The 15,467-nt window shown below is 66.8% G+C and carries 9 protein-coding genes, 1 tRNA gene and 1 pseudogene; all 11 read right to left on the reverse strand.

The genetic code is table 11. The annotated features are described in order from the left end of the window. Positions 1–99 precede the first annotated feature (99 nt). On the reverse strand, positions 100–4,311 hold the full coding sequence (gene rpoC, locus CIW48_RS20460) for a DNA-directed RNA polymerase subunit beta' (RefSeq protein ID WP_149312413.1): 4,212 nt from the start codon (positions 4,309–4,311) through the stop codon (positions 100–102). A 177-nt stretch (positions 4,312–4,488) separates the two neighbouring features. After that, on the reverse strand, positions 4,489–8,613 hold the full coding sequence (gene rpoB, locus CIW48_RS20465; RefSeq protein ID WP_149312414.1) for a DNA-directed RNA polymerase subunit beta: 4,125 nt from the start codon (positions 8,611–8,613) through the stop codon (positions 4,489–4,491). A gap of 245 nt (positions 8,614–8,858) precedes the next feature. Next, positions 8,859–9,236: a 50S ribosomal protein L7/L12 gene (gene rplL, locus CIW48_RS20470; protein ID WP_056526337.1), complete on the reverse strand. Its 378-nt coding sequence runs from the start codon at positions 9,234–9,236 to the stop codon at positions 8,859–8,861. A 49-nt stretch (positions 9,237–9,285) separates the two neighbouring features. Next, positions 9,286–9,804: a 50S ribosomal protein L10 gene (rplJ, locus tag CIW48_RS20475; protein ID WP_091786833.1), complete on the reverse strand. Its 519-nt coding sequence runs from the start codon at positions 9,802–9,804 to the stop codon at positions 9,286–9,288. An 831-nt stretch (positions 9,805–10,635) separates the two neighbouring features. Further along, entirely contained in the window at positions 10,636–12,279 is a 1,644-nt protein-coding gene (locus CIW48_RS20480) for a B12-binding domain-containing radical SAM protein (protein WP_149312415.1), read from the reverse strand. A 191-nt stretch (positions 12,280–12,470) separates the two neighbouring features. Next, positions 12,471–13,169, reverse strand: a complete 699-nt coding sequence (gene rplA, locus CIW48_RS20485) for a 50S ribosomal protein L1 (protein WP_043348287.1) — start codon at positions 13,167–13,169, stop codon at positions 12,471–12,473. Between the two features lie 11 nt (positions 13,170–13,180). Further along, the gene (rplK, locus tag CIW48_RS20490; protein WP_043385646.1) at positions 13,181–13,630 is read right to left on the reverse strand and encodes a 50S ribosomal protein L11; all 450 of its coding nucleotides are present in this window, start codon (positions 13,628–13,630) and stop codon (positions 13,181–13,183) included. Positions 13,631–13,847: 217 nt separating this feature from the next. Continuing rightward, a complete protein-coding gene (nusG, locus tag CIW48_RS20495; RefSeq protein ID WP_012320778.1) occupies positions 13,848–14,381 on the reverse strand; it encodes a transcription termination/antitermination protein NusG in 534 nt (177 codons plus the stop codon). Positions 14,382–14,454: 73 nt separating this feature from the next. After that, entirely contained in the window at positions 14,455–14,751 is a 297-nt protein-coding gene (gene secE / locus CIW48_RS20500; protein WP_012320779.1) for a preprotein translocase subunit SecE, read from the reverse strand. Positions 14,752–14,933: 182 nt separating this feature from the next. Further along, positions 14,934–15,010, reverse strand: a tRNA-Trp gene (locus CIW48_RS20505). A 358-nt stretch (positions 15,011–15,368) separates the two neighbouring features. Continuing rightward, positions 15,369–15,467, reverse strand: a pseudogene (locus CIW48_RS20510) (elongation factor Tu); the annotation flags it as partial.

A 15,467-nucleotide genomic window follows, 5' to 3' on the forward strand; every position in this document is an offset into this window, starting at 1 on the left:
CGCTCCGCTCGCGAGGACGGCCGTATTGGAAACGGAACGCCGCAAAGAAAAAGGGCGGCCCGAAGGCCGCCCTCTCTCATCTCAATCCTGCCCGTCGCTTCACTCGGCGGCGGCGGGCGGCAACTCCTCGACCGGCATCGCGCCGCTCTCGGTCTGCTTCTGCTGCAGGATCATCGCATCGCGGCGGCGGGCGATGGAGCGGATATCCGCCACCATCGAGCCGGTGCCGGCCGGGATCAGCGACCCGACGATCACGTTCTCCTTCAGGCCTTCCAGGGTGTCGACCTTGCCGTTGACCGCCGCCTCGGTGAGGACGCGGGTGGTCTCCTGGAACGAGGCCGCCGAGATGAACGACTTCGTCTGCAGCGACGCCTTGGTGATGCCGAGCAGGACCGGAACGCCCTGAATCGGCTTCTTGCCCTCGGCAAGGAGCTTCTCGTTGAACTCGGTCAGCTCGGTCCGATCGATCTGGTCACCAGAGAGGATGTCCGAGTCGCCGCCATCGGTCACTTCGACCTTCTGCAGCATCTGCCGGACGATCACCTCGATGTGCTTGTCGTTGATCGACACGCCCTGCAGCCGGTAGACCTCCTGGATCTCGTTGACGAGGTAGGCCGCGAGTTCCTCCACGCCCTTGATCGCCAGGATGTCGTGCGGAGCGGGGTTACCGTCGACGATGTAATCGCCGAGCTCGACCACGTCCCCGTCCTGCAGGTGGATGTGCTTGCCCTTCGGGATCAGGTACTCGACCGCCTCCGAGCCGTCATGCGGCGTCAGCGTGAGCCGACGCTTGTTCTTGTAGTCGCGGCCGAACGCGATGGTGCCCGACTTCTCGGCGATGATCGCCGCGTCCTTCGGGCGCCGTGCCTCGAACAGCTCCGCCACCCGCGGCAGACCGCCGGTGATGTCGCGGGTCTTGGCCGAGTCGGTCGAGACGCGGGCGAGGATGTCGCCGGCATTGACCTTCGCTCCCGGATCGAAGCCGATGATGGCGTCGACCGGCAGGAAGTAGCGGGCGTCCGAGCCGCGGGGCAGCTTGAGCGCCTTGCCGTCACGATCGACCACGACCATCGCGGGCTTGAGGTCCGAGGTCCGGGCCGAACCGCGCCAGTCGACGACAACGCGCTTGGCGATGCCGGTCGACTCGTCGGTGGTCTCGGTCATGGACTGGCCGTCGACCAGATCCTCGTAGGCCACGATGCCGTCGACCTCGGTGAGGATCGGACGGGTGTAGGGATCCCACTCGGCGATCCGCTGCCCGCGCTTGATCTTGTCACCCTCGTCGACCCGGAGCTTGGCGCCGTATTGCAGGCGGTGGACCGCCCGCTCGACCCCGTCCGACCCGACGACCACCACCGCCACGTTGCGGCCGGTGGCGATCAGATCGCCATCGGAGTTCTTGGCGATCGCGCGGTTGCGGATCTTGATCGTGCCCTCGAAGCTCGACTCGATGAACGACGAGTCGGCGATCTGGGCCGCACCACCGATGTGGAAGGTGCGCATCGTGAGCTGCGTGCCCGGCTCGCCGATCGACTGTGCCGCGATGACGCCGACGGCCTCGCCCATGTTGACGGGCGTGCCGCGGGCGAGGTCGCGCCCGTAGCAGGTGGCGCAGACGCCGCTCTTGGTGGCGCAGACCAGCACCGAGCGGATCTTCACCTCCTGGATGCCGGCAGCGTTGATCGCCGGCAGGTGCCGCTCCTCGATGGTCTCGCCGGTCTTGACGATCACCGTGCCGTCCGCGGCCACGAGATCCTCGGCCGTGGCGCGGCCCAGGATGCGGGTGGCGAGCGTCGCCACGACCTGGCCGGCATCCACGATGGCGCGCATCTTGATGCCGTTGGTCGTGCCGCAATCGACCTCGCGGATCACGGCGTCCTGGGCCACGTCGACGAGGCGGCGGGTCAGGTAGCCGGAGTTGGCGGTCTTCAGGGCGGTGTCGGCCAGGCCCTTACGGGCACCGTGCGTGGAGTTGAAGTACTCCAGAACGTCCAGGCCTTCCTTGAAGTTCGAGATGATCGGGGTCTCGATGATCTCGCCCGACGGCTTGGCCATGAGGCCGCGCATCGCCGCGAGCTGCTTCATCTGGGCAGGCGAGCCACGGGCACCCGAGTGGCTCATCATGTAGATCGAGTTGACCTGCTTGTCGGCCCCGTGCTCGTCCTTCTGGACGGCGGAGATCCGGCCCATCATCTCGGCGGCCAGCTTGTCCGAGCACTTGGCCCAGGCATCGACCACCTTGTTGTACTTCTCGCCCTGGGTGATCAGGCCGTCGTTGTACTGCTGCTCGTAATCCTTCACGAGCGCGCGGGTCGTGTCGACGATCGACCACTTGTTCTCCGGCACGACCATGTCGTCCTTGCCGAAGGAGATGCCGGCCTTGAACGCGTGGTTGAAGCCGAGCGCCATGATCCGGTCGCAGAAGATCACCGACTCCTTCTGACCGCAGTGGCGGTAGACGGTGTCGATCATCGCCGAGATCTCCTTCTTGGTCATCAGCTTGTTGACGACGTCGAAGGGCACCTTGGCGTGCTTCGGCAGGGCGCCGGACAGGATGACCCGGCCCGGAGTGGTCTCGTAGGTCTTGGTCAGGGGCTGATTGTCCGGGCCGATGCCGGTCCAGCGCCACTTGATCTTGGTGTGCAGCGACACGGCCTTGGCGGCGAGCGCGTGCTCCAGTTCGCCCATGTCGCCGTAGACGCCCTGCATCGGGTTCTTGGTGTTGCCCGGCTTGAACTCGCCCGGCGCCCCCTCGGCCACGATCGACAGGTAGTAGAGGCCGAGCACGATGTCCTGCGACGGCACGATGATCGGCTGACCGTTGGCCGGGTGCAGGATGTTGTTGGTCGACATCATCAGCACGCGCGCTTCCAGCTGCGCCTCGAGCGACAGCGGGACGTGCACGGCCATCTGGTCGCCGTCGAAGTCGGCGTTGAACGCGGCGCAGACCAGCGGGTGCAGCTGGATCGCCTTGCCCTCGATCAGCTTCGGCTCGAAGGCCTGGATGCCGAGGCGGTGGAGCGTCGGCGCGCGGTTCAGCATGACCGGGTGCTCGCGGATCACCTCATCGAGGATGTCCCAGACCTCCGGCTTCTCCTTCTCGACCAGCTTCTTGGCCTGCTTGACGGTGGCCGAGAACCCCTTGGCGTCGAGGCGCGCGTAGATGAACGGCTTGAACAGCTCCAAAGCCATCTTCTTGGGCAGGCCGCACTGGTGCAGCTTCAGCTCCGGGCCGACCACGATGACCGAGCGGCCCGAATAGTCGACGCGCTTGCCGAGCAGGTTCTGGCGGAACCGGCCCTGCTTGCCCTTCAGCATGTCGGCGAGCGACTTCAGCGGGCGCTTGTTGGCGCCCGTGATGACGCGGCCGCGGCGGCCGTTGTCGAACAGGGCGTCGACGGCCTCCTGCAGCATCCGCTTCTCGTTGCGGATGATGATGTCGGGGGCGCGCAGCTCGATCAGCCGCTTCAGGCGGTTGTTGCGGTTGATGACGCGGCGATACAGGTCGTTCAGGTCGGAGGTCGCGAAGCGGCCGCCGTCCAGCGGGACCAGCGGGCGCAGGTCCGGCGGGATCACCGGCACGACCGTGAGGATCATCCACTCGGGCTTGTTGCCCGACTGCTGGAACGCCTCGATGATCTTGAGCCGCTTCAGGAGCTTCTTGGGCTTCAGCTCCGACGTCGTGACCGCGATCTCCTCGCGCAGATCGTTGGCGATCTTGTCGAGGTCGAGTTCCTGCAGGATGCGCCGGATGGCCTCGGCGCCGATCATGGCGGTGAAGCTATCCTCACCGTACTCCTCCTGCGCGCGCAGGTACTCCTCCTCCGACAGGAGCTGACGCTCCTTCAGGGGGGTGAGGCCCGGCTCGATGACGCAGTACGACTCGAAGTACAGGATCCGCTCGAGGTCCTTGAGCGCCATGTCGAGCAGCAGGCCGATGCGCGAGGGCAGCGACTTCAGAAACCAGATATGCGCGACGGGGGCGGCCAGCTCGATATGGCCCATGCGGTCGCGCCGGACGCGCGCGAGGGTGACCTCGACGCCGCACTTCTCGCAGATGACGCCCTTGTACTTCATGCGCTTGTACTTGCCGCACAAGCACTCGTAATCCTTGATCGGTCCGAAGATGCGCGCGCAGAACAGGCCGTCACGCTCGGGCTTGAAGGTCCGGTAGTTGATCGTCTCTGGCTTCTTGATCTCGCCGTACGACCAGGAGAGGATCTTCTCCGGGGACGAGATCGAGATCTTGATCTGGTCAAAGCTGACCGGCGTGGCCTGCTGGTTGAAAAGGTTCATGACCTCTTGGTTCATGATCCGCTCCTTGTTGACGCCGGCAGCCCCGCGCCGGGCCACCGCGTCCTGAAAAAGGTCCGGCGCCGCACCCCGCACGGGCGCTGCTCACCGTCGTCAAACACGGAAGGCCCCTCCCCTTCCCGCTCGACCGTGGCGGCGGGCAACCGCCGCCACGGGAGGTGTGGCTTTCTTGGCTTACTCGGCCGCGTCCGCCGGCGGCTCCAGCTGGTCGTTCGCGGCCTTCTTCGAAGACGTCAGCTCGACGTTGAGGCCGAGCGAGCGCATCTCCTTGACGAGCACGTTGAAGCTCTCAGGGATGCCGGCCTCGAACGTGTCGTCGCCGCGGACGATCGCCTCGTAGACCTTGGTGCGGCCGGCCACGTCGTCCGACTTCACCGTGAGCATCTCCTGCAGCGTGTAGGCCGCGCCGTAGGCCTCCAGCGCCCAGACCTCCATCTCGCCGAAGCGCTGACCACCGAACTGCGCCTTGCCGCCCAGCGGCTGCTGGGTGACGAGCGAGTACGGGCCGATCGACCGGGCGTGGATCTTGTCGTCCACGAGGTGGTGCAGCTTCAGCATGTAGATGTAGCCCATCGTGACCTTGCGGTCGAAGGGCTCGCCGGTCCGCCCGTCATAGAGCGTCGACTGCGCCGAGCGGTCGAGACCGGCCATCTCCAGCATCTGCTCGATGTCGGCCTCCTTGGCGCCGTTGAAGACCGGCGTGGCCATCGGCACGCCGCGGCGGACGTTGTTGCCGGCCTCGGCCAGCTCCTCGTCCGTCAGGCCGTCGAGCTCGCCCGGGGAGTAGATCGCCGTCATCTCCTCCCGCAGCGGCGCGATGTCCTGCGTCTTCAGATAGGCGTCCACCGCCTTCGACACCTTGCGACCCAGGCCCGCAGCCGCCCAGCCCAGGTGCGTCTCCAGGATCTGGCCGACATTCATGCGCGAGGGCACGCCCAGCGGGTTGAGCACGATGTCGGCATGCGTCCCGTCCTCCAGGAACGGCATGTCCTCGATCGGCACGATCCGCGACACGACACCCTTGTTGCCGTGACGGCCGGCCATCTTGTCGCCCGGCTGGATCTTGCGCTTCACCGCCACGAAGACCTTGACCATCTTCATGACGCCGGGCGGCAGCTCGTCACCGCGCTGCAGCTTCTCGACCTTGTCGAGGAAGCGCTGCTCGAGGCGCTTCTTCGACTCGTCGTACTGCTTCTGCATCGCCTCCATCTCGGTCATGAGACGGTCCTCGATGACGGCGAACTGCCACCATTGCGAGCGCGGATAGTCGTTGATCAGCTCGCGGGTGAGCGTCGTGTCCTTCTTGAAGCCCTTCGGGCCGGCCACCGGCGCCTGACCGATCAGCACGTCCGCCAGACGGGCGTAGGTGTTGCGGTCGAGGATCGCCTGCTCGTCGTCGCGGTCCTTGGCGAGCCGCTCGATCTCCTCGCGCTCGATCGCCTGGGCGCGCTCGTCCTTGTCGACGCCGTGGCGGTTGAACACCCGGACCTCGACGATCGTGCCGGTGACGCCCGGCGGCACCCGCAGGGAGGTGTCGCGCACGTCCGAGGCCTTCTCGCCGAAGATGGCGCGGAGCAGCTTCTCCTCCGGCGTCATCGGGCTCTCGCCCTTCGGGGTGATCTTGCCGACGAGGATGTCGCCGGCGTTCACCTCGGCGCCGATATAGACGATGCCGGCCTCGTCGAGGTTCTTGAGCGCTTCTTCCGAAACGTTCGGGATGTCGCGGGTGATCTCCTCCGGCCCGAGCTTGGTGTCGCGGGCCATCACCTCGAATTCCTCGATGTGGATCGAGGTGAACACGTCATCCTTCACGATCCGCTCGGAGAGCAGGATCGAGTCCTCGAAGTTGTAGCCGTTCCACGGCATGAACGCGACGAGCACGTTCCGGCCGAGCGCCAGCTCACCGAACTCGGTCGAGGGACCGTCGGCGATGATCTCACCCTTCTTCACGAACTCGCCGACGCGGACCAGCGGCTTCTGCGTGATGCAGGTCGACTGGTTGGAGCGCTGGAACTTCTGCAGGCGGTAGATGTCGACGCCCGGCTTGTTGGCGTCGGCCTCCTCGGTGGCGCGGATGACGATACGGGTGGCGTCCACCTGGTCGATGATGCCCGCACGGCGGGCCGCGATGGCGGCGCCGGAATCGCGGGCGACCACCGCCTCCATGCCGGTGCCCACGAACGGGGCGTCGGCGCGGACCAGCGGCACCGCCTGGCGCTGCATGTTCGAGCCCATGAGCGCGCGGTTGGCGTCGTCGTTCTCGAGGAACGGGATCAAAGCCGCGGCGACCGAGACGAGCTGCTTGGGCGAGACGTCCATGAGGTCGACGCGCTCAGGCCCGACGACGATCACGTCGCCGGCCCGACGGCAGACCACGAGGTCCTCCGTCAGCTTCTTGTTCTCGTCCATCTGGGCGTTGGCCTGGGCGACATAGTACTTCGCCTCCTCCATGGCCGACAGGTAGGCGACCTCGTCGGTGACCACGCCGTCGCGGACGCGGCGGAACGGGGTCTCGATGAAGCCGTACTTGTTCACCCGCGCGAAGGTGGCGAGCGAGTTGATCAGGCCGATGTTCGGGCCTTCCGGCGTCTCGATCGGGCAGATGCGGCCGTAATGGGTCGGGTGCACGTCGCGCACCTCGAAGCCGGCACGCTCGCGGGTCAGACCGCCCGGGCCGAGCGCCGAGAGGCGGCGCTTGTGCGTCACCTCGGAGAGCGGGTTGGTCTGATCCATGAACTGCGAGAGCTGCGACGAGCCGAAGAACTCGCGTACGGCCGCGGCCGCGGGCTTCGCGTTGATCAGGTCCTGCGGCATGACCGTGTCGATGTCGACCTGGCTCATGCGCTCGCGGATGGCGCGCTCCATGCGCAGGAGGCCTAGGCGGTACTGGTTCTCCATGAGCTCGCCCACCGAGCGGACGCGGCGGTTGCCGAGGTGGTCGATGTCGTCGACCTCACCCTTGCCGTCGCGCAGCTCCACGAGCGCCTTGACCACCGCCAGCATGTCCTCCTTGCGGAGGGTGCGGACCGTGTCGGCGGCGTCGAGATCGAGGCGCATGTTCATCTTCACGCGGCCGACAGCCGAGAGGTCGTAGCGCTCGGAATCGAAGAACAGCGAGTGGAACATCGCCTCGGCGGTCTCGAGGGTCGGCGGCTCGCCCGGGCGCATGACCCGGTAGATGTCGAACAGCGCGCCCTCGCGGCTGGAATTCTTGTCCACCGCCAGCGTGTTGCGGATGTAGGGACCGACGTTGACGTGGTCGATGTCGAGCACCGGCAGCTCGGTGATTCCGACCTCCTCCAGGCTCTTCAGGAGCTTGTCGGTGATCTCCTCGCCGGCCTCGGCCCAGATCTCGCCGGTCTGCGCATTGACCAGATCCTCGGCGATGTACTGGCCGACGAGATCCTCGTCGGTCGCCTTGAGGAACTTGGTGCCCTTCTCGGTGATCTGGCGGGCGTTGCGGGCGTTGAGCTTCTTGCCCGCCTCGAGCACGACCTCGCCGGAATCGGCGTCGATCAGGTCGACGGTGGCCTTCATGCCCTTCATGCGCTCGGCATCGAACGGCACGCGCCAATCGGCGCCGTCCCGGTCGTAGACGACCCTGTTGTAGAAGGTCGACAGGATCTCCTCGCCGTCGAGCCCGAGGGCATAGAGCAGCGACGTCGCCGGCAGCTTGCGCTTCCGGTCGATGCGGACATGCACGATGTCCTTGGCGTCGAACTCGACGTCGAGCCAGGAGCCCCGGTAGGGGATGATGCGGGCGGCGAACAGGAGCTTGCCCGACGAGTGGGTCTTGCCCTTGTCGTGGTCAAAGAACACGCCCGGCGAGCGGTGCATCTGCGAGACGATGACGCGCTCGGTGCCGTTGACGATGAAGGTGCCGTTCTCCGTCATCAGGGGCATGTCGCCCATGTAGACGTCCTGCTCCTTGATGTCCTTCACCGACTTCGCCTGGGTGTCGGGATCGACATCGAACACGATGAGGCGGAGCGTCACCTTCAGCGGCGCCGCGAAGGTGATGCCGCGCTGGCGGCACTCGTCCACGTCGTATTTGGGCGCCTCGAACGTGTAGCGCACGAATTCGAGAAGGGCCGTGGCGGCGAAGTCGGAGATCGGGAACACCGACTTGAACACGCTCTGCAGTCCCTCGTCGCCGCGCCCGCCTTCGGGCTCGTCGACCATCAGGAACTGGTCGTAGGACGCCTTCTGAACCTCGATGAGGTTCGGCATCTCGGCAACTTCCTTGATCTTGCCGAAGAACTTCCGAATGCGCTTGCGACCGACCAGCGTGTTGGCCATGTGACCTCGCTCCTACCCGCGTACCTCTCGCCCGGGGAAGCGTTCCCGACAGGGACCTCCCGCACCGGGCCGCAACGCGCGCCCCGCCGGGCCGCGCCACCGAACCGAATGTCTCGCCAGCCCCTTTCGGGACCATCCGCCGAAGCGGCCTAAAGCCCGCGGGTGCAACACCCGCGGGCTCCGGTCACGACAGGCCCGAAACGGACCTTCGTGGGGTGATGGGCCGGTCCCGGCCCATCGTCGACTTACTTGAGCTCGACCTTGGCGCCAGCCTTCTCGAGCTGAGCCTTGAGCTTCTCGGCCTCGTCCTTGGCGACGCCTTCCTTGACCGGCTTCGGCGCGCCCTCGACCAGGTCCTTGGCTTCCTTGAGGCCCAGGCCGGTGATCGCGCGGACCTCCTTGATGACCTCGATCTTCTTGTCGCCGGCGGAAGCCAGGACAACCGTGAACTCGGTCTGCTCCTCGACGGCGGCGGCGGCGCCACCGGCGGCCGGGCCGGCAGCGACGGCGACGGCAGCGGCGGCCGAGACGCCCCACTTCTCTTCGAGCATCTTGGCCAGGTCAGCGGCCTCGAGCACGGTCAGCGAGGACAGGTCGTCGACGAGCTTGGCAAGATCAGCCATTTTCAATTCCTCTCAGATATCGGTTCGAACAGGTGATTTTTGAAGGGCCTCAGGCGGCCTCGTCCTTCTTGGCATAGGCCCCGAACACGCGGGCGAGCTTGGCCGCCGGCGCGTTGACGACCTGAGCGATCTTCGTCGCGGGCGCCTGTACGAGGCCCACGATCTTGGCGCGCAGTTCGTCGAGGGACGGGAGCGAGGCGAGAGCCTTCACGCCGTCCGGGTTCAGGGCGGTCTTCCCCATCGCGCCGCCGAGGATCACGAGCTTGTCGTTGACCTTGGCGAAATCCACCGCGACCTTGGCGGCAGCGACCGGGTCGCCGGAATAGGCGAGCAGGGTCGGGCCCTTCAGGAGCGGCTTGATGGAGGCGACGTCCGTGCCATCGAGTGCGATGCCGGCGAGGCTGTTCTTGGCGACCTTCACGGTGGCGCCAGCCTGCTTCATCTGCGAACGCAGCTTCTGCATGTCGGCGACCGTGAGGCCCTTGTAGTGGGCCACGACGACGACGGCGCTCTGATTGAACACGCCGTTGAGCGTCGAGACGAGATCAGCTTTAGCTGTCCGGTCCACTGGGCTCTCTCCGGTTGGCGGAACCCGGTGTCGGGTCCGCCGGTTGCACATGCCGCCCGGACGTGATCTCGGCCGTAAGACCGGGAACGTCCGAACGACGCTTCGCGGCCCTGTCCCCGTGCGCACCCCTGGAGGCCGCCTCGGGCGAGTTGGTTCAAACCGACACCTCTCCGCAGCCGGGGGCCGGGGCGAGGCTTTTCGAATTCGGTCTTCCCCGTCTGTGCAGGCTGGCGGATTAAGCCGGCGAACCGGCACCTGCAGTCTCGGACAGGACATGGCCGGACAAGGCTCCGCGGGGCTCGTCGCCCCCTGGATCCTGCCGGCCTTTGCCACCCGGTTGCCCGGGCGACATTTCGAGCGGAAACCGGCCGATTGGCCGTTCTCCTTCCGTGAGGATGAAATGCGTGAGGCGCGGTGTATAGAGCCTGGCAAGCCGCCTGCCAAGGGCCGAAGCGCGACTTTTCCGCCGCAGGCAAGGACTTGCGCAGGAGAAGAGCCCGAGACGCATGGGTAAGCGGTTCAGGCGCGGCCCGCGGCTGTGTCCGCCGCTCGATGACCTCTCCGACAGCGCGATCTCGAACGCGCGTCGGTCAAGACCGGCCGATACCCAATCCTCCACCTCATCCTGAGGTGCGCGCTTCAGCGGCCTCGAAGGAGGGCTCCAGAACCCGCTGCGACCCATAGAGGCCTCCTTCGAGGCCTCCGCTGCGCTCCCGCAACTCAGGATGAGGTCAAGACTGGCATGTCCGTCGCACCGGCCGCACCTCCGGCCAGCCGATGGCCTGCCGAACCTCGAGGCCGGTCCGCAGGTCGTCGCATGCGGGATCCAAACTACGCCGCCTCGCGCTCGGGCACCAGTTTGCGCCTTGCGGCCTCCCACCAGCTCCGTTCGCGGGCTTCCTTCGCCTCCGCGGCCTTGGCGGCGTAGAAGGAGGCGTTGTGCTCGCCGCGCAGGGCCTCGCGGGTGAAGCGGATCAGGTGGTGGGCGACGAAGCCCATGTTGAACACGGCCTCGATCTGCCCCCGCTTCAGCGCGTACCCGGCCGCGCTCCAGAACGGCTTGCGATAATCCGAGAAGATCCCGACCCGGGTGATGATGTTGAAGCCGAGGATCAGACCCCGGCGCAGGTTGGTGAAGGTCAGCTTGCCGGCGGTCGGCGTGGTGATCCGGTTCGGATAGGTCACCGCGCATTGGTGCTTGAAACGCTCGAAGATCCTCTCCGGATCGTAGGCATGCGCGATCGCCCGCCGCCAGCTGCTGACCACGGAATCGTGGGGGCGCTTGAACAGGACGTTCGATTCCAGGCTGGCATCGTGGAGGAGCCGGCCTTCGCGCTCCAGCCGGTCCCAGAGCGGGGTCTTGGGCAGGGCCTGGAGCAGGTTGATGGTCAGGACCGGAATCGCCGAGCGGTCGATGAAGTCGATCAGGTTCTGCTCGGATTTGTCGGTGTCGGAATCGAGACCTAGGATGATGCCCGAGGTCACCTCGAGCCCGTAGGAATTGAGGGTCTCGATCGCCTCGTACATTGGCACTGCGGCGTTGTGGGTCTTGTCGATGCCCTTGAGCGCCTCCGCCTCCGGCGTCTCGATGCCGACGAACACCGTCATGAAGTTCGCCTGCCGCATCAGCTCGAGGATCTCGGGCTGCTTGGCCATGTTCAGCGTCGCCTCGCAGGCGAACTGCAGCGGGTAGTTGTTCTTCTTCTGCCATTCGACGAGATGCGGCAGCATCTCGCGGGTCGCCTTGCGATTGCCGATGAAATTGTCGTCGACGAAGTAGACCACCGCCGGATGGCCCGGCTGGCTGATGATGGCGTCGAGTTCGGCGCACATCTGCTCCGGACTCTTCAGGCGCGGCTGGCGGCCGTAGAGCTGCGGGATGTCGCAGAACTCGCAGCGATAGGGACAGCCCGACGAGAATTGCAGGGAGCCGATCAGGTAGCGCTTGAGCGGCGCCGCCTCGTAGGCCGGGGCTGGGAAGTCCGCGAGGGCGAGGCGGTCCTTCGTCTCCAGCACGATCTGGGCAGGCGGCGGCGTGAGGTCGGCGTCGAGGCGCGCGACGAGCTGATCGGTGGCATCGCCGATCTCGCCGATATGGAGGTAGTCGAAATCGCGATACTTCTCGGGCGCACCCGAGACGGAGGGGCCGCCCAGCACCGTGACCTTGCCGGCCGCGTGAGCGCGGTCGCGGATGTCGTGGATCTGCGGCTCCTGGATGTGCATGCCGGAGACGAAAACCGCGTCCGCCCAGGCGAAATCGGCCGGACCCGCGCGGCGGATATTCTCATCGATGAACCGGCATTCCCACGCCTCCGGCATGTAGGCCGCGATCAGCAGCAGCCCCTGCGGCGGCATGAACGCCTTCACCCCGCCCATCAGCGGGTAGGCATGGGAGAATGTCCCGAAGGACGGCGTGTAGGCGGGAAAGACGCACAGGATGCGTCGCTTCGAGGTGACCGTCAGGGTGCATCGCATGATGGGATATCTAGCACAGCCGTGCCCGTTGGCGCCCCCCTCCGGAGTTAAGAATGGCGTGAGGGACATGGTGCCGCTCTGCGGCAAGCGGTGGCCGGGTCCCGGACGGCCGCTCCATTGTCGCCCCCGCAACAGAAAACGCCCGGCCGTTTCCGGCCGGGCGCTGCGCAGCGTGGACGATTCGCCTTGCGTCAGGCGGTGAGCACGGTGTTCGGCTCGACCTTCACGCCGGGGCCCATCGTCGAGGTGACGGCGATGCGCTGGACGTAGGTGCCCTTGGCGCCGGCGGGCTTGGCCTTGGCGACCGCGTCCGCGAAGGCCTTGATGTTCTCGACCAGCTTGTCGGCGTCGAACGAGACCTTGCCGACGCCGGCATGGACGATACCGGCCTTCTCGACGCGGAACTCCACGGAGCCGCCCTTGGCGCCGGCCACGGCACCCTTAACGTCCATGGTGACGGTGCCGACCTTCGGGTTCGGCATCAGGCCGCGCGGGCCCAGCACCTTACCGAGACGGCCGACCAGCGGCATCATGTCGGGGGTCGCGATGCAGCGATCGAACTCGATCTTGCCGCTCTGCACGATCTCCAGGAGATCCTCGGCGCCGACGATGTCGGCACCCGCGGCCTTGGCGTCGTCCGCCTTGGCGCCGCGGGCGAAGACCGCCACGCGCACCGTCCGGCCGGAGCCGTTCGGCAGGTTGCAGACGCCGCGGACCATCTGGTCCGCGTGACGGGGATCGACGCCGAGATTCATCGAGACCTCGACGGTCTCGTCGAACTTCGCGGTGGCCCGCTCCTTCACCAGCTTGATCGCCTCGTCGAGGGGATAGAGCTTGGTGACCTCGATGCCCTCGCGGGCGGCGCGGATGCGCTTGCCTTCCTTAGCCATGATGTCCTCCCTCAGGCCGTGACTTCGAGGCCCATGGCCCGGGCGGAGCCGCGGATCATGGCAACGGCCGACTCGATCGAGTCGCAGTTGAGGTCGGGCATCTTCTTCTCGGCGATCTCGCGCAGCTGCGCCTCGGAGATCTTGCCGACGGTCGGGCCCTTGCCGGGGGTCTTCGAGCCGGAGGCCGGCTTCTTGCCGATCTTCAGGCCGACGGCCTTCTTCAGGAAGAAGGTGACCGGGGGCTGCTTCATCTCGAAGGTGAAGGAGCGGTCCTGATACGCGGTGATGATCACCGGGATGGGGGTGCCCTTCTCCATTTGCGCGGTCTTCGCGTTGAAGGCCTTGCAAAATTCCATGATGTTGAGGCCGCGCTGACCGAGCGCGGGACCGATCGGCGGCGACGGGTTCGCTGCGCCGGCCGGGACCTGAAGCTTCACGTAGCCCGTGATCTTCTTCGCCATGGGACTGCTCCCAATGAGAATCCGCCCCCACGCGGCCTGAAGCGCGGCGGGTCGGACGGTTGCAGGTCGCGGTGCGAGCCGTGAATCCCGGAGGCGAGGCCGGGCGGATCTCCCGCGGATGATGCCCCAGCCTCAGGAGGATGGGGCAAGTTCGCGGCCGTCGCTCAGGGACGGCCGGAATGACGCGGCGGCCTCGGGGCCGCCGAATTCAGGAGGCTCAGGCCTTCTCGACCTGGGCGTATTCGAGCTCCACCGGAGTGGCGCGGCCGAAGATCGACACGGCCACCTTGAGGCGGGAGCGGGCGTCGTCGATCTCCTCGACGGTGCCGTTGAAGCTGGCGAACGGGCCATCGGCGACCCGGACGGTCTCGCCGATCTCGAAGGAAATCGAGGGCTTCGGCCGGTCGACGCCCTCGGCGACCTGACCCTTGATCCGCTCGGCCTCGGCGTCGGGGATCGGAACCGGCTTCGACTTGTCGGCGCCGAGGAAGCCCGTGACCTTCGGGGTGTTCTTGATGAGGTGGTAGACCTCGTCGGTGAGGTCGCACTTCACCAGGACGTAGCCGGGGAAGAACTTGCGCTCGGCATCGACCTTCCGGCCGCGGCGCACCTCCACGACCTTCTCGGTCGGGACCATCACCTCGTCGAACAGCTCGGTCAGCCCGCGCTGGGCCGCCTGGTCCTTGATGGACTGGGCGACCTTGTTCTCGAAGTTCGAGTAGGCGTGGACGATATACCAGCGCTTCGACACGGTTCCGTTCAACTCCGACAAGTCCGCGGGGCCTCCCCCGATCGACGGCGAGCCGCCCTCAGACGCCTCCGATTCAGACGCCCAGGATCAGGCCGACCACGAAGCGCAGGGCCTGGTCCACGACCGTGAAGAACAGGCTTGCGGCCACGACCATCACGAAGACCATGATCGTCGTGATCGTGGTCTCCCGGCGGGTCGGCCACGTCACCTTGCGGGCCTCGTCGCGGACCTGCGCGAAGAACTCGCCGGGCGTGGCGCGCTTCTGCGGCGCGCGAGCCGGCGTCGCCGGCCGGGCCGGCGGCGGATTCGCGGGGCCGCGGGCTGCGCCGCGCACCAGGTCCACCTTCTTGGTCGCTTCGTTCGATGCCATGGTGCCAGTGTCTGTGCGTGTTCGGCCCCGAGGCAGAGACCGCATCCGGGAATGCGAATGTCGGCGCCGAGGACCCGGATGGGCCCGCACCGACGGTCGCTTCAGATCTCGGATTGCGCCCGCTCTAGCGCAACTCCCCCGGCTTGTCGACCGGGCCACCGCGCGGGATCGGGCTGAATGTCTGGCAGGAGTGGAGGGACTCGAACCCGCAACCTCCGGTTTTGGAGACCGGCGCTCTGACCAGTTGAGCTACACTCCTAGCGCACCGCCCAATGCCTCATCGCGGCCCGGCTTGCAAGGGGTTACCCGACGCATAGGGCTGATCGGAGGCGCAGGAGAGCCGCTTTCGCGGCGCCTCCTGCCGCCGGGTCCCGGGACCCGTTCCGCTGGCGCCGCATGCGCCCGGGACAGGGATGGCGCTCGGTCCTGCGCTGCCCCTTTCCCGCATGGGTGGAGCGAGAGCGGACCCTGATCCGGGATCCAGCGCGCCGAGCGCCGCGCGGCGGCTCCGGTGAGACTGACCGGCGACCCGAAACAGCAACGCCGGCCTCCGTCGAGTCGGAGGCCGGCGCGGGAGAGGCGGAGCGGCGCGTGACGCCGCCCCGGACCGTACAGGTTCAGTCGTTGATGGCGGCGACGACGCCGGCGCCGACGGTGCGGCCGCCCTCGCGGATGGCGAAGCGCAGCTTCTCTTCCATGGCCACCGGCACGATCAG

Origin of the sequence: Methylobacterium sp. P1-11, assembly GCF_008329595.1 — a bacterium.
Lineage (GTDB): Bacteria > Pseudomonadota > Alphaproteobacteria > Rhizobiales > Beijerinckiaceae > Methylobacterium.